Source organism: Xanthomonas hortorum (genome assembly GCF_024339125.1).
Lineage (GTDB): Bacteria > Pseudomonadota > Gammaproteobacteria > Xanthomonadales > Xanthomonadaceae > Xanthomonas > Xanthomonas hortorum.
The window spans coordinates 539,340-557,553 of the sequence record NZ_CP101417.1 but is presented as its reverse complement, the minus strand read 5'-3'; the positions used below and the strand labels follow the sequence as shown (position 1 = coordinate 557,553).

Sequence of the window (18,214 nt, the reverse complement as noted above, 5' to 3'; positions counted from 1 at the left end):
AGATCAGTGGCTGCGCACGCCTGGCAGTTCTTGAACAGACTTCACGGTGTCCCACGCTTGCGCGAAGGTTTGGCTGCGTTGCGCTTCGGCCAAGTGTCGTAGCTGTAGACGAACTCTTTCTGGTCGGCACCGCGTGTCGGGTCGCAATGCCAGGAGCTGGCGACGATGCCGGCCTCCAGCACATCGTCGACCTCGCGCACGGATTGCGATTCGAAGGCACAGATCGCCCCGTAGAGTTTGACGTCCCAGTCCGGGCTTGCCGTTTGATGGGCATGCTGCACCAGTACGATGTCGCTGCCTTGGAAGTGGTGCACCTGTGCGCTGCGGTCGCGCGCGATGCTGAAATAGCACGGCGCACCGATGCCCAGCGGAAACACTTCATCGTCGCGCAGCACGGCGCATTTTCCAGCGTGCTCGCCCAAGCGAATCGTGCGCCCGGCCAGTGTGGCGGTGGTGACAGGGTTGGAGAGCGTGACTTCAGACATGGGCTGCGCGGGCGGTGTCTGTGCCTGCGATTGCGTCTGTGCGCCTGCTGGCGTGCACAGCATCAGCACGAGTGGGGCCAAGCATAAAGCAGTGAGATGGAGGCGCATGCAACATCCTTGTCGAGGGCGGTGCAGTATCGCAGATTCATCCGCTATCGCTGTCTGCATGGCCCACGCGTCGAGGTGTCTCAGTGATGGCGGGGGCGGTTGTACCTGATCGCGCAGACGACACTCAGCGCCGCGCAGGCAACGTCGCCAGCACACCATCCAAGGCGAGTTGCGTGCTGAAACCAGCCTTGCTCAGACGCTTGCTCACTTCGTTGGGAACATCGCGCCCGCTGGTGAATTTGTTGGGCGCGCCGGTGTAATGGAACATGCGCCCGCCGCGGCGCAGCACGCGCGCCAGCTGGTCGTAGAACACCTGCGAATACAGCTCGCCGGCAATGCCGAAGCGAGGCGGGTCGTGCAGGATGGCGTCGACCGAACCGTCTGCGAGCGTGGTGACGTGCTGCGAGATATCGGCGTGTGTCAGCTGCAGACGCCCACCGCTGGCGTCGTCGTCCGGATCCGGCGACCACGGATTGAGGGTGCGCAGCCACAGCACGTCGGCGTTCTTTTCGAACGAGTGCAGTTGCGCCACGTTAGCCTCCAGGCAGCAGGCGGCGAAATAGCCCAGGCCACCACAGGTATCCAGCACGACCTTGCCGCGCGGATCCACCAGTGCCACCTTGCGGCGCGCATCGTCGAACGGCGACAGTTGTGCCGACGGCAGCATCTTGATGCCGTCGATCTCGAAGGTGGGCGCGCCCCATTCGGTCGGCACCAGCTTGATCAACGCACCGTTGAAACGCGAGATCGGCGCAAAGTCGTCGCCATCCCAGAAGTACAGCGTGCGCTCCTTGAGCTTGCCCGGATATGGGTAGCCCCTGCCGCGCCACTGCCAGGTCTGCGCATCCAGCTGCGCAGTGCCGGTACTGCGGCCCAGGTCCAGCGACCCGGTCCATTGAGTCAGACCATTTCCGCGCGCGGCAAGCAGGGCTTGGGCGTCAGAGAGAATGAGTAGTGGGCCGGAGTAATGGGGCACGGGTGACAGGTCTGGATTCGGGCGCGTAGCGCGCGCGTCGGTGTCAAGGAAGGAATCGGCATCGTAACCGACCCATAGCGTGCCGGCATCCTGTTGCCTGCAAGTAACCCGGGAGTGCGCAAACAGCGGCTGCGCGCAACGATTCCTCCAACGCATGGCGCACCGCATACTGTGTACTGCCAGCACCGACACCGCGTCGGATCGGCGCCAACCGTGGAGTGTCGGCAATGCTGAAGGGTGTGTTGTTGGGGTTCGCCTGTTACGCGGCCTATTCGATCAGCGATGCGTTCGTGAAGCTGCTCGAAGGCACGTTGCCGGTCTACGAAGTGCTGTTTCTCGGCGCGTTGCTGATGCTGGTGGCGGTGCCGTTCCTGAAGAAGCCCGACGACCGTCTGCGCGAGCTGGTGATGGCCAAGCAGCCCAGTCTGTGGCTGCTGCGCGCGCTTACCGGCGCGATCGGCAATCTGACCTCGGTGATCGCCTTTACCACCTTGCCGATGGCCGAGGCCTTTGCGCTGATCTTCTTGATGCCGATTTTCGTGACCGTGCTGTCGGTGGTGTTCCTCAAGGAAGAAGTGCATTGGCGGCGTTGGTCGGCGGTGATCGTGGGCTTCATCGGCGTGTTGATCGTGTTGCGTCCCGGCTTTCGGCATCTCACCCACGGGCATGTGGCGGCGATCGTCTGTGGCCTGGTGGGTGCGATCTCGGTGATCACCTTGCGCATGGCCGGCCATAGCGAGAAGCGTTTGACGCTCTATGGCGCCGGCGTGATCGGCCCGTTGGTGATGGGCGGGATCATGATGTTGCCGACCTTCGTCTGGCCCACGCTGTACCAGTGGTACTTGCTGGCAGGCTACGGCTTGCTCGCGGGTCTGGCGGCGATTTGCCTGATGTACGCCACGCGCATGGCGCCGGTGAGCGTGGTGGCGCCCACGCAATACAGCCAGATGTTGTGGGCGATCGCGTTCGGCTATCTGCTGTTTCACGACCATCTGGATTGGCCGATGGCGGTGGGCATCGCGTTGATTCTGGGCGCCGGTTTGTTCACGCTGGTACGCGAAGAACAGGTGTCGCGTTGGTGGCGACGGACCAAGATTGTTTGAAGGCGGTGGAGTCGGGATTGGGGATTGGGGATTAGCAGCAGCGCGTGATACTGATGGCGCCGCGCTTTGTCGCTATTACGAATCCCCAATCCCCAATCCCCAATCCCCAATCCCGGCTTTTATCACGGAGACGTAGTGGATTCCGGGCGCGGTGCGCGCCAGGTTTCGACGATGCGCGCGTACTCGCCGCTGGCCTTGCTCAGGTGCAGCCATTGGTCGACATAGGCCTTCCATGCGTGGTCGTCGCGCGGCAGCAGGAAGGCTTTTTCGCCGTACTGCAGCGGTTGCTCCGGCGCGATGGCGCATAGCGCGGGCAGGCGTGCCTGCTGGTACAGCGCCTCGGAGGCATCGGTGATCATCACGTCGGCACGCTGGTCCACCAGCTCCTGAAAGATGGTGGTGTTGTCGGCGAACAGGCGCAGGTTCGCGCGCGGCAATTCGCGCCGCGCGAAGGCTTCGTTGGTGCCGCCGGGCGGCTCGATCACGCGCACGTCGGGTCGATTGAGTTGCGCGATGCTGCGGTAACGCGTCTGATCGGCGCAGCGCACCAGCGGAATTTTGCCGTCCACGTCCAGCACCGTGCTGAAGCTGGCCTGGCGTTGCCGCTGCAAGGTCACCGAGATGCCGCCGACTGCAATGTCGCAACGATCGGCGAGTAGATCGGGCATCAATTGCGGCCAGCTGGTGCGTACGAATTGCACGCGTGCATCCAGGCTGGCGCCAAGCGACTGTGTCAGCGCGATGTCGCTGCCTTCGAATTGCCCGTCTGCGCGCAGCAACGAATAAGGACGATAGTCGCCAGTGGTGCATACGCGCAGCACGCCGGCCCGCAGCACTGCATCCAGACGTGAGGCAGGCTCGGCAGCCTGCGCACTGCCGCAGGTCAGCAGGAATGCGAGCAGAGCGCGATAACGCATGGTTTTTGCCTCGAAGATAAGTCGTCATGATAACCATGGGCTGCACGGCTGGCTTCGGCGCGTTTTCAGCGAACGCACGTCAACAGCGTGTCAGCGCGGCGATGCTCAGGCTCACGGTGCACTAGCGTTGCGCGGCCTAGCGTTGACGCACCACTGAACGCAACGGAGTCGTCCATGCATCTCAATCCACGTACTGCTCGCCCGATGACCACGTTCACCACAGGCGTGGCCGCGCACGGCACGCCCGATCCGGATACCAACGAGGAAGAAATTCCGTTGGAAGAGCAGGCGCCGCAGCAAGGCGGTTTGCGCGAGGAGGTGGGCGATCTGGAAGAGGATGACGATCAGGCACTACCGGGCCGTGTAGGCGGTGGGCTTGCTGGGGGCTAGTAAGTGTTGGTTGCTGGGCAGCGTTTTGCGAGTTGATTAACACGTCAGGGGAACTGCACGTTGCCCGGTTCGAAATACACCGGCTTGTTGCCGTCTTCGGGCAGCGCGGGAATGGTATCGAGGATGGCCTTGCCGCGGATGTCGGTGATGCGGATGGACAGTGGCTGGTTGCCCAGTTGTTCGCCCAGGAAGTGGTTGTAGTCCATCTTCTGCAAGCTCTTCCAGGTGCTGCCTTGCTTCACTTCGAACTTGACGACCGGGTAGGCGTGGTTACGCACCTGGATCGCCGCCCACCAGCGTGAGCTGCCTTCCTTGATGCGGTATTGCACGTTGCCGGTGATGGGTGCGCGCACGATCTTCCAGCTGATCGGGATGCGCCCCTGCACCATGTCGCCGATTGCAGAAAAGGCATTCGGTGATAAATCCAGGCCGCCGGATGCGCCGTCCGGATACAGGTCGGTGACATAGACGACGGTCTTGCCCTTGGGGCCGGTCACTTCCAGATACGCGCCGGCAAGTGCGGCTTTGACCCCACCGAAGTTCATCTGCGTCGGGTTGAGTGCGGTGATGAACGCGTTGCTGGGAATCGGATCCAGCAGGACCGCACCGCCGGAATAGCCGGAGCCGGTGTAGGTCGCTGTGCCGCTGAAGGTGCTGTTCCAGGTGATCGCCTTGCTCGCATCGGCGGCGCGCGCGCTTTTTGTAGATGCGCTGGCAGATGTAGCTGTCGCCAATCCCCATGCTTGATGCAGGATCTGTAGCTTGTCGCTGCGCGGGCTGCCATCGCTGGCGAGCAGGCCGCCATTGTTGGCATTGCCTATTTCCCAGCTGCCCAGAAAGGCACTGTGCATGCCGGTGTTTGTCAGATAGCCGCTCAATGCCTGTTGCCACGCGGGATCGCGCGGGTCGCCATCGCCCAGGCCGCCGCCAATGCTGACCGGCAGCACCGCATGGTCGGCGGCAAACGTGCCGAAGTCGCGTTGCCAGCTCGCTGGCAGACCGCGTGGAAAGTCGGCGGCTGCGAAGGTATCTGCCGCATCGCGATCCGGCCCCGCCAGTTTGGGCATCAATACCAGTTGCTTGGCCGGGATGCGCAGCGGCACGCAGGCAAGCGGCTGCAGATTGCTGCCGGGCGCCTTGCGCGCGGAGTCGCTGCAGAGCGCATTGTTGCCCACGCCTTCCACGCCCACCACCCAGCGTGGTGCCTGTTTGAGGACAGTGCCCGCCGTGCGTGAGGCAATGCGATTCCAGTCGGCGTCTGCGCTATTTCCGGCCCAGTTGGCATTGCGGTAACCGCTGCTGCCCAGATCAATGCCGATCACACCGGTGGTGGTGCCGTAGCGGGCGGCGAGCGTGGTCAAGCCGTTCGTCCAGGCTTGCTGCTGCGCGCCCAGCTGCGGTGCGGAGTCATCGCACCCGCCATCGGCAAATGCCAGCAGGACCTGCATGCCGCGTTGGGTGCTGGCGCGCACGACCGCATCGAGCAGCTGCAACGAAGTCAGGTCGCGCAGTGCGGGGTCGCCTGCGATATCGGCCGCAGCGACGGGCTTGGCTTGCAGCGTTGCCGTGCAGATCGGCACACGCAGCGCATTGATATCGGCTGCCTGCATCTGATCCAGCGTCTGTTGCAGCGTGCTGTTGCGCAGACCCGCCGCAACCAGCGAAGCGCGGTCGAAGCCCGGCCAGGTCACGCCGCGCAGTTGCAGCGCCTGACCGCGCGCGTCGATCAGTTGCCCGTGTGCATCGACCTGCACGGCCAATGCAGAGACCGGAGCCAGCAACGTCATGGCCAGCAATAGATGGGAGCGTGAGTACATGGGAGTGTCCTGAGGGTTGGGCCCGCGCAGGAGACCAGCAATCGCCACGTGCGGTCCGTGCGCGCAGTCAAGGAAGCGGGCAGGAGCGCGTGCTGCAGCCAGCGCAACGAGCGCGCTGGGACGCGGATCGCTGTTTGTGCGAGATGCCGCACGCTTGCCATCTTGGTCGCGGCAGTGCATGCCGCTCCCAACGCGCAGCCCTAGCTGCATGGCGCAACACGCGGCGCGCAACCCGCACTGTGCGCACCGCAGCATGGCGCTGTCCGCTCGGCATGCGCCGGCGTATTTGCCGGCCCACCCGGCGTTGCTGTTCAAACCGCTGGTGCGCGCTGCCGCGATCTCGTATTTTTGACGGCTTGTTCACTTGCCGGTGCCGTGCCCATGTCTGACCCGTCCGCGCCCGATCATCTGCAACGCAGTCTCTCCAATCGCCACCTGCAGCTGATCGCCATCGGTGGCGCCATCGGCACCGGGCTGTTCATGGGCTCGGGCAAGACCATCAGTCTGGCTGGCCCGTCGATCCTGTTCGTCTATCTGATCATCGGCGCGATGCTGTTCTTCGTGATGCGTGCGATGGGCGAGCTGCTGCTGTCCAACCTGGAGTACAAGTCGTTCATCGACTTCTCCACCGATCTGCTCGGGCCCTGGGCTGGGTTCTTCTGCGGCTGGACGTACTGGTTCTGCTGGATCATTACCGCCATCGCCGATGTCATCGCGATTGCGGCGTATGCGCAGTTCTGGTTTCCGGGATTGGCGCCGTGGATTCCGGCCATCGCGTGCGTGTTGTTGTTGCTGAGCTTGAACTTGGTGACGGTCAAACTGTTCGGCGAGATGGAATTCTGGTTCGCGCTGATCAAGATCATCGCCATCGCTGCGCTGATCATCACCGGCGCCGGGCTGGTGGCGTGGGGCTTCCGGTCGCCGTCTGGCAATGTGGCCTCGCTGTCGAACTTGTGGAACGACGGCGGCATGTTCCCGATGGGCATTGGCGGGTTCTTCGCCGGTTTTCAGATCGCGGTATTTGCCTTCGTGGGTATCGAACTGGTCGGCACCACCGCGGCGGAAACTGCAGACCCGCGCCGCAATCTGCCCAAGGCGATCAACTCGATCCCGGTACGTATCCTGATTTTCTACGTGCTGGCGCTGATCGCGATCATGGCGGTGACGCCTTGGCGGCAGGTGGTGGCCGACAAGAGCCCGTTCGTGGAGTTGTTCGTGCTGGCCGGCGTGCCTGCTGCGGCCAGCCTGATCAACTTCGTGGTGCTGACCTCTGCTACCTCCTCGGCCAATAGCGGCATCTTCTCCACCAGCCGCATGCTCTACGGCCTGGCCGAAGAGCAGCATGCGCCGAAGGGCTTCGCCAAGCTGTCGCGTGCGGCGGTGCCGGCGCGCGGGTTGCTGTTCTCCTGCGTGTGTCTGTTGCTGGGCGCGATGCTGGTGTATCTGATTCCCAACCTGGTTACTGCGTTCACGCTGGTCACCACGTTGTCGGCGGTGCTCTTCATGTTCGTGTGGTCGCTGATCCTGTGCGCCTATATCGCGTATCGGCGCAAGCGCCCGGAGCAGCACGCGGCCTCGGCGTTCAAGATGCCCGGTGGCGTGTTGATGTGCTACGTGTGCCTGGCGTTTTTCGCCTTCGTCATCGTGCTGCTGACCTTGCAGGCCGACACGCGCCAGGCTTTGCTGGCCAGCCCGGTGTGGTTCCTGCTGCTGGCCATCGGCTATGCGGTGAAGCGGAAGCAGACGCGCACAGGCTGAGCGCACGCAAGACCGACCGAAGACATCACCAAGGCCCCGCACTGCGGGGCTTTGGCGTCTGTGGCTGCACGGCGCCGCGATAAAAGCCACTGGCAGCTAAGCGCGTTTTGCGCGCGACGTTGACGCCGATCGGATGGAACGGGATGCTCGCCGCCATCCATCGCCACGGCCCGCCGCATGATCACGACACACCCGATTGCCGGAACGCAGCACACGCAAGGTTGCTGGGTCGACCTGTGCCAACCCAGCGCACAGGAGCTGGCGCAGGCTGCAGAAAAGGTGGGGTTTGCGCTGCCGGATCGCGCGGCGATCGGCGAGATCGAATTCAGCAGCCGGGTGCGGCGCCAGGGCGATGTATTGTTTCTCAACGTGCCGCGCTTTCAGGACGACGATGGCCCGACCGCGCCGCTGGGCTTTGCGGTGTCGCCGACCATGTTGGTCACCTTGCGCGAGCAGCGCTTGGGCTCGCTGGAGGCGGTGGCCGCGCGGCTTGAACACGAGCCCTGCCACAGCGCCGACGATTTGTTGCTGCGCATGTTCGACCAGTTGGTGGGCCGCCTGGCAGACCGGCTGGAATCGCTGGAAGCCGAGGTCACCGACACCACCCGGCAGGTGTTCGACGAGCCGCACAAGACCAAGGATCTGGAGCGCATGCTGCATCAGGTGGGCGGCATGGGCCGGCGCCTGGGCGGGCTGCACAATGCCGGTCAAGGCCTGCTGCGCCTGGTCACCTATCTGGATGACCAAGCACCGGACTGGTTTGGCGAGGATGCGGCCAAACGCATCGGATTGCTGCACAAGGACCTGACCACCTTGAGCGAATTTCAGCAGCACATGGACGACCGCATCGAGTTCCTGCTCGACAGCGTGCTGGGCATGATCAACATGGACCAGAACAACGTGATGAAGGTGATGGCAGTGGCCTCGGTGGTCGGCATCCCGCCCACGGTGCTGGTCGGCATCTGGGGCATGAATTTCGCCTACATGCCCGAACTCAAATGGCACGACGCCTATTTCTGGGCGTTGGGCGTGATCGTGCTGAGCATGGTGGTGCCGCTGGTGTGGTTCCGCAAACGTGGCTGGGTGTGATGCATCAGAGCTGAAAAATCGTAGGAGCGCACCAGGGCGCGATGCGGGTTACCGGTAAGGCCCTCGCGCCCAGGGGCGCTCCTACAGGGTGGGCTGGGATGCGCAGCAGTCACTGCGCACTGCGCCGTGACTGGAAAACTGCCCAGCTGCGTAGCTTGCAACCAGGCGATGCGCGTTGTTGATTGCTGCCGGGCGGCCTGGATCAGCCCTTGGCCTGAAAGCTGGCTTCTTCATACGGCTGCACCACCACCCAGCCTTCGCCGGCAAAACGCATTTGCAGGCTTTCGCCCGAGCCGCGGCCGAACAGGGTGCCGATCGACACGTCGGTGACCAGCTCCGGGGTCAGCGTGCCCGACCAGGCCACGGTGGCGTTGGGGTCGGTGAACACTGGACCGCTGGCGGCGGTGACCGGCAGGGTCAGCGGCTCGTAGTGCGAGGTGATCGCCACGATGCCGTGGCCGCTCAGGCGCACGTTGAACAGGCCGCCGGACAGCATGCCGGCCACTTTGCGCATCATGGTGATCTTGTGCTCGACACCGGATTCGAACGCCAGCACGTCGTTGCCGTTGACGAAGATCGCCTCGCCATTCAAACGCAGCAGCGTCACCAGCTTGCCGAGGTCGGCCAGATACACCCGGCCCTGGCCTTCGGCCTTCATCAGCTGCATGCCTTCGCCGCTGACGGCCTTTTTCAGCAGGTTGCCCAGACCCTGTTCCAGCAGTCCTTCGCGGGTGAACTTGACGTTGCCGGTGCGCGCGACCATGGCGCCGGCCTTGGACCACACCATGCCGTTGAGGCGCACTTCCAGCAGGTGCGGGTTTTCCAGTTCGAACGGATCGGGGCTGACGTCCTTTTCCTTGGAATGGGCGAGAAATTCGTTGAGCGTGCGTACGGCCATGGGTCCATCCCTGTGCGTGAAAGAGTGCGCATGATACGCGGCAGGCCGGTGTCTTCGAAGCGTACTGATGTGTGAGCCGCTTTGCGTCTGCAGAGATGGCGCGCCGATCGGCACGAAGGCGCGTCGCAAATAAAACAACTGCTCGGCCTGCGCAATGCTTCTGAGATCAGCGTCGGATTCACGACACTGCTGCCGGGCTAGATTGCTCCTACAGATAACGTCTTTACGTTGTTCAAGGAGTTGGCCGATGCGCGTTGTTCGTGGCAATCGAGTAGCAGGGGGCTGGTCTGGAATGTCGCTGCGCCATGGCGCGATCGCATCGCTGCTTGCCATCGTCGCCAGTGTGATTGGCGTGCACGGCGCACCTGCGCAAGCGGCAGTGGGGCCGGGCGTGGTGAGCGGCGACACCATCGTGCACGATCCTTCGATGCTCAAGCTCGGCGATGGGCGTTACTACGTCTATGCCACCACGGGCGTGGTCACCAGTACCGACCGGACCAGATTCAGCAATGCGGGTGCGATCTTCAGCACCACACCGAGTTGGGTGCGCAACTACAACGCAGACAATCAGGTGTGGGCGCCGGATGTGTCCTTCCACGGCGGCAAGTACCTGATGTATTACACCGCGTCCAAATTCGCCACCAACACCTCGGCGATTGGCTTTGCCAGCAGCAGCACCGGCAAGCCTGGATCATGGAAGGATCAAGGCATTGTCTACACGTCAAAGAGCAGCGACGACTACAACGCCATCGACGGCAATCTGGTGGTGGATGGCGGCGGCAAATGGTGGTTGGCGTTCGGTTCGTTCTGGTCGGGGATCAAGCTGATCCAGCTCGATCCCGGCACCGGCAAGCAACTGTCCAGCAACACGGCACGCTACAGCCTGGCGAGCCGGCCGTATCCGGGTGCGGTGGAGGCGCCTTTCATCCAGCAGGCCAATGGCTGGTACTACCTGTTCGTGTCGTTCGATGCGTGCTGCAAGGGCGCCAGCAGCACCTACAAGATCGCGGTGGGGCGTGCGCGCTCGGTGACCGGGCCGTATCTGGATCGCGCCGGTGTGGACATGCGCAACGGTGGCGGCATGGTGATCCAGTCCGGGTTGGGCAGCATGCATGGGCCGGGCGGGCAATCGGTGTTTCGCGATGGCGATGGCGACATTCTGGTCTACCACTACTACGACGATCGCGGCGATGCGCGCCTGGGCATCAATCGGCTCAGTTACGACGGTAGTGCGTGGCCGGTGGTGCAGTAGCAGCGATCACTGCAGCGCGCGGTGGGCTCTGCAATGACGCAACGATCAGGCGATGCCTGTTGCAGTGATTTGCCAGCGATGCCGACTACCAGAAATGCGATGCCGCCAACGATGCCGAGCAATGCCCGGCATCAACGATTGCACACTCAGCGTGTCGCCGCTTCGGGCTTGCGCGCGCGTTTGGCCGGCGCCGCCTTGGTCGCTGTGTCCGGATACAGATTCAACAGCATCAAGGTGACACCGTTGGTCCAGCCGAAGCCGTCCTGCAGTGCGTATTCGCCACCGCCGCCGCCGGCTGCATCGGCTTCCAGACCGTATTTTTCGACCAGCTTGTGTTCGCGCGCGAACAGCGCCTGGACCTGGGTGAGAAAGCGCTCGCCGATGGTGCGCGCCAGCGCGTCTTCGCCGTAACGGCGCAGGCCGTCCACCGCCACCCATTGCAGCGGCGCCCAGCCATTGGGCTCGTCCCATTGCTGGCCGGTCTTCACTGCGGTGGTGGCCAGGCCGCCGGGACGCAGCAGACGCGCACGCACGCTGCTGGCGGTGCGCTTGGCATGGTCGTCCGACGACAGGCCGGCAAACAGCGGATACAGCGCAGCGGCGGTGACCTGGTCGCTCAGCTTGCGCGTCTGCCAGTCGTAGTCGGCGTAATAGCCGGCCTTGTTCCACAGATGCGCATCGATGGCCTGCTTGCGCTGCAGTGCCAGCGCCGCGTAGTCCTGCGTGCACTCGGCACCCGGCTGCGCGCAGGCCTGGGCCAGGGTGCGCTCCAGGTGATAGAGCAGGCTGTTCAGATCGATCGGGATGATGGCGGTGGTGCGGATGGTGCGCAGGTTCTGGCCATCGGCCAGCCAGCGGCTGGTGTAGTCCCAGCCGCTTTCGGCACCGGCGCGCAGGTCGCGGTAGACCTCGGCGGCGGGGCGGTCGCTCGCTTCGGCGGCAGTGCGGGTGTCGTGCAGCCAGGCTTCCGGGCGCGGGGTGTCGCGCTCGTCCCAATAGCGGTTGAGCAGGCTGCCGTCGGCCAGGCGCACCACGTGGCGCGCGGCCTGGCCGGGCTGTAGGTCATCGCTGCCCTGCATCCAGTAGGCGTATTCCTTCTGCAACTGCGGCAGGTAGCGCTGATACACCGCTTCGCCTTCCACGCCGGCCTGCAGTTCCACCATGTAGGAGAAGAACGGCGGCTGCGAGCGGCTGAGGTAGTAGCTGCGATTGCCGTTAGGGATGTGCCCGTAGGTGTCGATCAGGTAGGCGAAGTTGTCCAGCATCTGGCGGCTGAGCGTGGTCTCGCCGCTCTTCACCAGGCCGAGCATGGTGAAGTAGGAATCCCAGTAATACACCTCGCGGAAGCGCCCGCCCGGCACCACATACGGATGCGGCAGCGCCAGCAGGCTGCTGTACGGCGGCACGTGGGTCTGGCTGCGCACCAGCTTGGGCCACAGGTCGTCGATGTGTTCGCGCAGCGCGGTGTCCTGGCGGATCGCATCGGTCTGCACCGGCGGCGACTCTTCGAAATTGGCGTCCACGAACTTGCGCAGGTCGAAACCGGGGTGATCGTGTTGCGCCAGATAGTCGGCGTTGATCAGTGCCGGGTCGCGCAGCGGCAGAAAGTCGACGAAATGCTTCTGGTCGTCGAACAGCTCGCCGCGCTGCACCGCCTGGAACAGTTCCGGGTAGGCCAGGTCGGGCGTGGGCGGTGTGGCCGCCGGCGCATTGACGACCGGAGTGTCCATCGGCGCGGCAGTCAGCGTGCACGGCGCAACGAACATGCTCAGCGACAGGCCAAGCAGCGACGTGCAGCACGGGGGCGCGGCAGAACTCATGGCATCTCCAGAACGGGCAGTGGCGTAGGGCATGGTAAACGACCGAAGTGGCGGGCGGGACCGGACGATGGTGTCGGCAGGCCGACAGGCTTCGCACGGAGACGACAAGATTCAGCAAGGTGATCCGGCGCGGTGTCGCAGGTTGTTGCGCCAATTCAGGCCTATCGGCGCGGATTGAGGCAGCTTGAGCAGGTGCGGTTCGGCGTAGTCAGCCTGTTCACTGCAAGATGCGCACCAGCCGTAGCGGGCTGAGCTGCGATTGCAAGCGGTGGCCGCACCCGTCTGGCGGCTGCGTAGTACTTTTGATAGCCGCTCCAAACCGCTGAATGCGTGGGTAGATGGCAATCCAGACCACCGCTTGCGTTGATTCGGTTGACCGGGCGTGTTGTTGGACGCGCCGCCGCCCGTAGATGGGACGTGGTTTCACACGCTCCATCAACGCGGGCTAGCGCTTGCGGTCGGTTCCCAGCAAACGCTGCAGCTGCAGCGCGTTGGGCACCGCCAGCCCGGCGGCAGTGTTGTCGAAGATCACCCAGCGTTCGGCCTGCGGATGCGTGCCGTCGTGCGGGGTATGACGCACCGCGTCGGCCAATGCCTGCAGCGCGCTGTCGTCGTAGCTGCTGTAGTAGATGCGCGGTGCGCCATGCCAGCGCCAGTAGTACGGCCCGGCGGTAGGGCTTGGTATGGCGGCTTCGGGAACCGGCGCCGGGTCGGCGGCGCAGCGTGCGATGCGGTGGCGCGTCAGCAGCGCCTGTGCCTGCGGCAGAAACCAGCTGGCGTGGCGCGGCTCGCACACCACGCCGCCGTCCCAGCGCCGCCGCAGCGTCGCGAAAAAGCTGGCTGCCACGCGCGCATCGAAGGCGGCGCTGGGCGGCAACTGCAGCAGCAGGCAGCCCAGTCGCGTGCCCAGCGCGCCGGCCTGGGCCAGAAACGCATCCAGCAACGGACCGGCCGCATGCAGGCGCGCGTCGTGGCTGATGCTGCGCGGCAGCTTGACCGAAAAACGGAAATCCTCCGGCACGCTGTCGGCCCAGCGCGCATAAGTGCCGGCGCGGTGCGGCCGATGGAACGAGGAGTTGATTTCCACCGCATCAAAACGCGTGGCATAGCGCTGCAATACGCTGGCGCCGTCGCCAAACGCCGCGCGGTCGGCGGCCGGAATCGACCAGCCTGCACAGCCACAGCGCACACGCGGCACGGCGATGGACGAACGAAACGACATGACGGGGAGCGATGCGATCGGGCAGCACTCTATGCATGCGCGCGCGTCAGCATTGCGTGTGCAGTGCGATCACGGCCGACTCACCCGCTACTTCGATACTGGGCGTATGCCAGAAGGCCCGTCCCTTGTCATCCTGCGCGAACAAACCGAGGCGTTTGTCGGTCGCAAGATCCTGCGTGTCTCCGGCAACAGCAAGCAGGACATCGCGCGCCTGGATCAGCAGAAAGTGCTGGCACTACGCAGCTGGGGCAAGCACTTTTTGATCGAGTGCGCGCAGTTCAGCGTGCGCATCCATTTTCTGTTGTTCGGCAGTTATCGCATCGACGAAGACAAGCCCAATGCAGTGCCGCGTTTACGTCTGGAATTTTCCAAGGGCCAGCGGCTGAACTTCTACGCCTGCTCGGTGCAGTTTATCGATCGCCCCTTGGACGAGGTGTACGACTGGACGGCGGATGTCATGCATCCACGTTGGGATGGCGCACAGGCGCGGCGCAAGTTGCGTGCCGCGCCATCCATGCTTGCCGCCGATGCATTGCTGGATCAGAGCATCTTTGCCGGCGTCGGCAACATCATCAAGAACGAGGTGCTGCACCGCATCCGGGTGCATCCGGAGAGCGCAGTGGGCGCGTTGCCAGCGCGCAAGCTTGGCGAACTGGTCACGCAGGCGCGCGAGTACAGCTTCGATTTCTACACCTGGAAAAAGGCCTTCGTGCTGAAGAAGCATTATCAGGTGCATACCAAAACCAGCTGCCCGCGCGATGGCGCGCCGCTGCAGTATCGCAAGCACCTGGGCAAGGCCGGGCGGCGTGCCTTTTTCTGCGAAGTCTGCCAACGGCTTTACCCGGGCGAGGATGTGTGACGATGCGCTCAACGTGAATGGCGGCTGGCTCTTTCTGGCCAGACAACGAATTTCAAACGCGCGCAGGCGCAGCGCCCGCTAGATTTGCGCGTCCTACACCGGGTTCACGGTGTGGCGTGCGCATCTCTCATCTCATCGGTCTCCCGCATTGTGACTACCCGCAGGAAGGAAACGCTTGTCCCGCATGTCGCCGCAGTCGCATGCACGGGCGCCATTCTGTTCTTTCTTGCCTGTCTGTTGCTGTATATGCCGCCGCCGCGCGAAACCCTGCGACACGACGACAGTTTGCAGGTGTATTTCGTGCCGCGCCCGCAATTGACGCTGCCGGCACCGATGGAGCCGCCGCAACCACGCGAGCGCACACCACGCGCTGCGCCTGCCGCCGCATCGACATCGGCCGCCCGCAGTGCGCCGCCGCCGACACGGACCCCACCACCGCAGCGCCAGGTGGCCGCCGCCAACGCGCCGGCCAACGAATCGATGGCGGCCCAGCTCTATACCCGCGAAGGCCGTTTGCGCATGCCGCAAACGGCGCAAATAGATCCGATGGCGCAAAACGGTGCCGCCGTGCCGCCGGGCATGAGCGATGAGCGCGCGCAGGCCAAGGCGCGCAATGTGATGGAACGGGTCAACCCGGTGCAATACCAGGACACGCGCTTTGCCAAGGACTGGAAGAGCGACGGCACGCTGGGCGATGTGGCGATGCAGGAAATGAATCGCGGCATGAAAAAATTCAACGACATGCTCAACGGGCCGCAGACGCAGGTGGCCAAGGCGCGACCGCCGCCGGATGTGCGCTTCAATCCCGCGTTGGCCGGCAATCAGGCCGAGATGGGCAGCGAAGCGACCGGCGATGCCTACAAGGCCGCACCGATCGCGCACAAGACACCGCCCGATCTCAAGGGCGAAGCCAGCCGCCGCATCCGCGAGGCGCTGGCGGCGCTGGAGCAACGCAGTGCGCGTTGCGACGCGTCAAAACGCAAAACCCTGTTGTCGCCGGTGCGCACGCATCTGGGCGATCTTGAGCGCGCCGAGCACGCCTTGAACAACGGCGCCGACCCGGTAATGGCCGCGCAAATGCTGCCGCGCCAGGCTGACAGCGCCTACGATCTGGCCCGCCGCGCGCTGTGGTATGCCGATCGCCAGTTGAAGCAGTGCGCGACTGGGTGAGCGGGTTGGTTAGTGTGCAGCTGACCAAGAGCGACTAACAAAACCTCTCTGACGCTGTATCAATAGCGGCAACGTGTCGGCCACACGCGCAACGTTGATGCGTGAGGATGAGCAGGTCGAGTGTGCGGTGCACGCACCGCTTGCCGGACACGCCGTGAATCCGTCCGTGGAGGCTCGGTGGCGGCATCCATGCCGCCACACGGTCCCGCAATCGGTGAGGACACCACACCAGGAAGTTGGTCGGTTGCCGGATATAAACCTGCCTGTTGCTCGGCTTGCGATGAGAAGATTTTCGGACGCAACGTTATCCGACTAACGCACATCATGCATTGCTTGCACCAGGCACACCGACACTCTCGACTAGTCCTTGCCCGCCCACCGTCGCGGGACCTTACGCGGCATGGATGCCGCGTAAGAGCCTACACGGACGTACTTGCGGCGTGTCCCGCGATGGTGGGCGGGCAAGGGCCTTGCAGCCAAGCCGCAGATCATCCGCTCTAGAAACCGACGCATCCACACTGTTCAATCACTTTCCAGCCGCTCTAAATCGACGAGTGAGGGATTTGTTTTGGTTGGAGCCAGCCAGGGTTTTGTAGAAGCTTGCACACCAGGCGCCGCACGATCGCTTGGCAACCGCACCCTCATCCGGCGCTGCGCGCCACCTTCTCCCGGTGGGAGAAGCGGACCAGCCGCTCTTGCCCTTATGCCTGCATGCGCCCAACTGCCCAGCCCAGCCGCCCAGCCGCGTATGGCCGTCAGGAGTCGAATCACGGCGACGCCCGCCTCACAACAGCCCAATCCGAGCTCTACATAGCGCCAATCCCAGCGCTACATAAGGCCGATCCGAGCACTATCCCTACACACGGCCAACCCGAGCGCTACAGCAGGCTATGAGTCTGTCTACGCCATACTCTTACTGAGCAATACTCTTATCTGAGTCAGCCCTACGCCAGACTCTGCCGATAACGGTCTTTTTCGATACTCAACGCCACTTCCGCACGCAGGAATACCTGGCCGATCGGTTCATCGCCACGGGTTGCCTGTGCCTCGCCAATTAGCACGGTCAGCCCGAGCGCATGTTGTTGCTGGGCGATGTCACGCAGGCCCTGGAGCTTCTGTTCGGCCTCGGGGCCGCGCAGCACGGCGATGAACTCCGCGCTTTCGGTGACCCGGTCTACGCTGTCCCCGCTGGCTTGTACATGCGCGGCCAGGGTCTGATCGAGCTGTTGCAAGGCGCGGCCCAGTAGCCGCTCGCTTTGTTTTTCGGCCAGCGCGGCTAGTTCCTGCACTTCCAGGATGACCAGGTAATAACCAGTGTCGGCGCTGGTCCTGGTGGCAACCGGCGCCACCGGCTGCAAAATCGCCTCGCGCTCGAGCTGCAATTCGCGCTTGCGCTCGTCCAGCAGGCGCATGGTGACGCGCGCTAAGGCCTGCAGGCCGGTGCGTTGAATCTCGGTGAGCGTGCGCGGCTCGGTGTCGAGCACGCAGACCGTGCCCAATGCCACGCCGTCGGAGGTGACCAGCGGCATGCCGGCGTAGAACCGCGCACCGGTTTCGCCGGTGACCACCGACACATCGGCAAAGCGCGTGTCCTTGGTCAGGTCGTGCACTTCCATCAGGTGCTCGGGGCTACGGATGGCGTGATCGCACACTGCCTGGCTGCGATCGGTCTGCTGCATGCCCAGCCCCAGTTGGGCCTTGAACCACTGGCGGTCGCGATCGACCAGCGACATCAGTGCGATCGGCGTGCCGCATAACGAAGCCGCCACCTGCACGACGTCTTGATAGGTGTCCTCGGGCAGGCTGTCGACGATGCGGTAGCCATCCAGAACCTGTTGGCGAGAGGCTTCGTCAGCCATGGGCATTTCTTTCATTGAATAAGCCAGACAAGCGCGAGCGAGAAGGTGCCACGATACCGGCGTTGCCGATAACGCGGCGTGGATATTGGCCATGTGCGTCGGCGTGACCTGACACCGAGCATGGGAAGACGCAGCAACGCGGTTGCTGCGCGCGGCTGCGCGATGGGCAGGTGCATCTGTTCAACAATCTGCACCTGGGCGACAGCTCCGATGTGGATGATCTGCGCAACCACTACGCGCACGGCGAGCCACCAGCGGGCATGGATGCGGCAAGTTTGCCTGCCGCCGCCAAACGCCAACGCTTGCATGGCGGCGCGGATGTCACCTGAAGCTGCGGGCTGCGTCCTTGCAGTTCCTGATCGGCCTGCACGCAGTCACGTGCAGGCGTCCTGTCCGTGCGTCTGGAGACATCCCACCGCCATACAACCCGCCAACGCCGCACAACCCGACCGCGCCGCTTGGCAGCAGCGCAGCCGGTGGGTCAATCGCCC

General features: G+C 63.9%; 16 protein-coding genes. 8 read left to right on the top strand and 8 right to left on the bottom strand.

Translation table 11 applies throughout. The annotated features are described in order from the left end of the window. Window positions 1–41 precede the first annotated feature (41 nt). On the bottom strand, window positions 42–593 hold the full coding sequence (locus NMB96_RS02225) for a hypothetical protein (protein WP_043889461.1): 552 nt from the start codon (window positions 591–593) through the stop codon (window positions 42–44). A gap of 124 nt (window positions 594–717) precedes the next feature. Next, window positions 718–1,569, bottom strand: a complete 852-nt coding sequence (locus tag NMB96_RS02220) for a class I SAM-dependent methyltransferase (protein WP_043889460.1) — start codon at window positions 1,567–1,569, stop codon at window positions 718–720. Window positions 1,570–1,796: 227 nt separating this feature from the next. Between NMB96_RS02220 and NMB96_RS02215 the strand changes: the two genes are divergently transcribed. After that, window positions 1,797–2,672, top strand: a complete 876-nt coding sequence (locus NMB96_RS02215; RefSeq protein ID WP_023905229.1) for a DMT family transporter — start codon at window positions 1,797–1,799, stop codon at window positions 2,670–2,672. A 122-nt stretch (window positions 2,673–2,794) separates the two neighbouring features. Here NMB96_RS02215 and NMB96_RS02210 read toward each other — a convergent pair whose 3' ends face one another. After that, a complete protein-coding gene (locus NMB96_RS02210) occupies window positions 2,795–3,589 on the bottom strand; it encodes a transporter substrate-binding domain-containing protein (protein ID WP_023905228.1) in 795 nt (264 codons plus the stop codon). A 174-nt stretch (window positions 3,590–3,763) separates the two neighbouring features. Here NMB96_RS02210 and NMB96_RS02205 point away from each other — a divergent pair, with 174 nt between their 5' ends. Next, a complete protein-coding gene (locus NMB96_RS02205; protein WP_023905227.1) occupies window positions 3,764–3,979 on the top strand; it encodes a hypothetical protein in 216 nt (71 codons plus the stop codon). Window positions 3,980–4,023: 44 nt separating this feature from the next. Here NMB96_RS02205 and NMB96_RS02200 read toward each other — a convergent pair whose 3' ends face one another. Next, window positions 4,024–5,796, bottom strand: coding sequence for an expansin EXLX1 family cellulose-binding protein (locus NMB96_RS02200; RefSeq protein WP_255086115.1), 1,773 nt, complete (start codon window positions 5,794–5,796; stop codon window positions 4,024–4,026). Between the two features lie 381 nt (window positions 5,797–6,177). On the opposite strand from NMB96_RS02200, the gene cycA reads away from it, so the two are divergent. Next, the gene (gene cycA / locus NMB96_RS02195; RefSeq protein ID WP_006448608.1) at window positions 6,178–7,554 is read left to right on the top strand and encodes a D-serine/D-alanine/glycine transporter; all 1,377 of its coding nucleotides are present in this window, start codon (window positions 6,178–6,180) and stop codon (window positions 7,552–7,554) included. A 177-nt stretch (window positions 7,555–7,731) separates the two neighbouring features. Beyond that, entirely contained in the window at window positions 7,732–8,643 is a 912-nt protein-coding gene (locus NMB96_RS02190) for a CorA family divalent cation transporter (protein WP_255086113.1), read from the top strand. A 202-nt stretch (window positions 8,644–8,845) separates the two neighbouring features. Here NMB96_RS02190 and NMB96_RS02185 read toward each other — a convergent pair whose 3' ends face one another. Next, the gene (locus NMB96_RS02185) at window positions 8,846–9,541 is read right to left on the bottom strand and encodes an AIM24 family protein (RefSeq protein ID WP_023905222.1); all 696 of its coding nucleotides are present in this window, start codon (window positions 9,539–9,541) and stop codon (window positions 8,846–8,848) included. A 247-nt stretch (window positions 9,542–9,788) separates the two neighbouring features. Between NMB96_RS02185 and NMB96_RS02180 the strand changes: the two genes are divergently transcribed. Next, window positions 9,789–10,793 carry an arabinan endo-1,5-alpha-L-arabinosidase gene (locus tag NMB96_RS02180; protein WP_255086111.1) on the top strand — a complete coding sequence of 335 codons (1,005 nt, stop codon included), beginning with the start codon at window positions 9,789–9,791 and terminating at the stop codon, window positions 10,791–10,793. A gap of 146 nt (window positions 10,794–10,939) precedes the next feature. Here NMB96_RS02180 and treA read toward each other — a convergent pair whose 3' ends face one another. Together treA and NMB96_RS02170 are read right to left on the bottom strand one after the other, a co-directional pair. After that, window positions 10,940–12,613, bottom strand: a complete 1,674-nt coding sequence (treA, locus tag NMB96_RS02175) for an alpha,alpha-trehalase TreA (protein ID WP_043889457.1) — start codon at window positions 12,611–12,613, stop codon at window positions 10,940–10,942. Window positions 12,614–13,058: 445 nt separating this feature from the next. Beyond that, window positions 13,059–13,835: a DUF72 domain-containing protein gene (locus tag NMB96_RS02170; RefSeq protein WP_255086110.1), complete on the bottom strand. Its 777-nt coding sequence runs from the start codon at window positions 13,833–13,835 to the stop codon at window positions 13,059–13,061. Between the two features lie 106 nt (window positions 13,836–13,941). Here NMB96_RS02170 and NMB96_RS02165 point away from each other — a divergent pair, with 106 nt between their 5' ends. Beyond that, on the top strand, window positions 13,942–14,694 hold the full coding sequence (locus NMB96_RS02165) for a DNA-formamidopyrimidine glycosylase family protein (RefSeq protein ID WP_255086108.1): 753 nt from the start codon (window positions 13,942–13,944) through the stop codon (window positions 14,692–14,694). Between the two features lie 150 nt (window positions 14,695–14,844). Beyond that, window positions 14,845–15,864 (top strand): hypothetical protein, encoded by a 1,020-nt coding sequence (locus tag NMB96_RS02160; protein WP_255086107.1) that lies wholly within the window; start codon window positions 14,845–14,847, stop codon window positions 15,862–15,864. A 944-nt stretch (window positions 15,865–16,808) separates the two neighbouring features. Here NMB96_RS02160 and NMB96_RS02155 read toward each other — a convergent pair. Next, window positions 16,809–17,738 carry a GAF domain-containing protein gene (locus tag NMB96_RS02155; protein ID WP_343237621.1) on the bottom strand — a complete coding sequence of 310 codons (930 nt, stop codon included), beginning with the start codon at window positions 17,736–17,738 and terminating at the stop codon, window positions 16,809–16,811. A 155-nt stretch (window positions 17,739–17,893) separates the two neighbouring features. On the opposite strand from NMB96_RS02155, the gene NMB96_RS02150 reads away from it, so the two are divergent. Further along, window positions 17,894–18,052, top strand: a complete 159-nt coding sequence (locus tag NMB96_RS02150; protein ID WP_023905212.1) for a hypothetical protein — start codon at window positions 17,894–17,896, stop codon at window positions 18,050–18,052. The last annotated feature ends 162 nt before the right edge of the window (window positions 18,053–18,214 follow it).

What these genes read in the sequence shown, in the direction of transcription:
- NMB96_RS02225 (WP_043889461.1), bottom strand. Translation starts at nt 593, where the DNA reads ATGCGCCTCCATCTCACTGCTTTATGCTTGGCCCCACTCGTGCTGATG.
- NMB96_RS02215 (WP_023905229.1), top strand. Translation starts at nt 1,797, where the DNA reads ATGCTGAAGGGTGTGTTGTTGGGGTTCGCCTGTTACGCGGCCTATTCG.
- NMB96_RS02210 (WP_023905228.1), bottom strand. Translation starts at nt 3,589, where the DNA reads ATGCGTTATCGCGCTCTGCTCGCATTCCTGCTGACCTGCGGCAGTGCG.
- NMB96_RS02205 (WP_023905227.1), top strand. Translation starts at nt 3,764, where the DNA reads ATGCATCTCAATCCACGTACTGCTCGCCCGATGACCACGTTCACCACA.
- NMB96_RS02200 (WP_255086115.1), bottom strand. Translation starts at nt 5,796, where the DNA reads ATGTACTCACGCTCCCATCTATTGCTGGCCATGACGTTGCTGGCTCCG.
- cycA (WP_006448608.1), top strand. Translation starts at nt 6,178, where the DNA reads ATGTCTGACCCGTCCGCGCCCGATCATCTGCAACGCAGTCTCTCCAAT.
- NMB96_RS02190 (WP_255086113.1), top strand. Translation starts at nt 7,732, where the DNA reads ATGATCACGACACACCCGATTGCCGGAACGCAGCACACGCAAGGTTGC.
- NMB96_RS02185 (WP_023905222.1), bottom strand. Translation starts at nt 9,541, where the DNA reads ATGGCCGTACGCACGCTCAACGAATTTCTCGCCCATTCCAAGGAAAAG.
- NMB96_RS02180 (WP_255086111.1), top strand. Translation starts at nt 9,789, where the DNA reads ATGCGCGTTGTTCGTGGCAATCGAGTAGCAGGGGGCTGGTCTGGAATG.
- treA (WP_043889457.1), bottom strand. Translation starts at nt 12,613, where the DNA reads ATGAGTTCTGCCGCGCCCCCGTGCTGCACGTCGCTGCTTGGCCTGTCG.
- NMB96_RS02170 (WP_255086110.1), bottom strand. Translation starts at nt 13,835, where the DNA reads ATGTCGTTTCGTTCGTCCATCGCCGTGCCGCGTGTGCGCTGTGGCTGT.
- NMB96_RS02165 (WP_255086108.1), top strand. Translation starts at nt 13,942, where the DNA reads ATGCCAGAAGGCCCGTCCCTTGTCATCCTGCGCGAACAAACCGAGGCG.
- NMB96_RS02155 (WP_343237621.1), bottom strand. Translation starts at nt 17,738, where the DNA reads ATGAAAGAAATGCCCATGGCTGACGAAGCCTCTCGCCAACAGGTTCTG.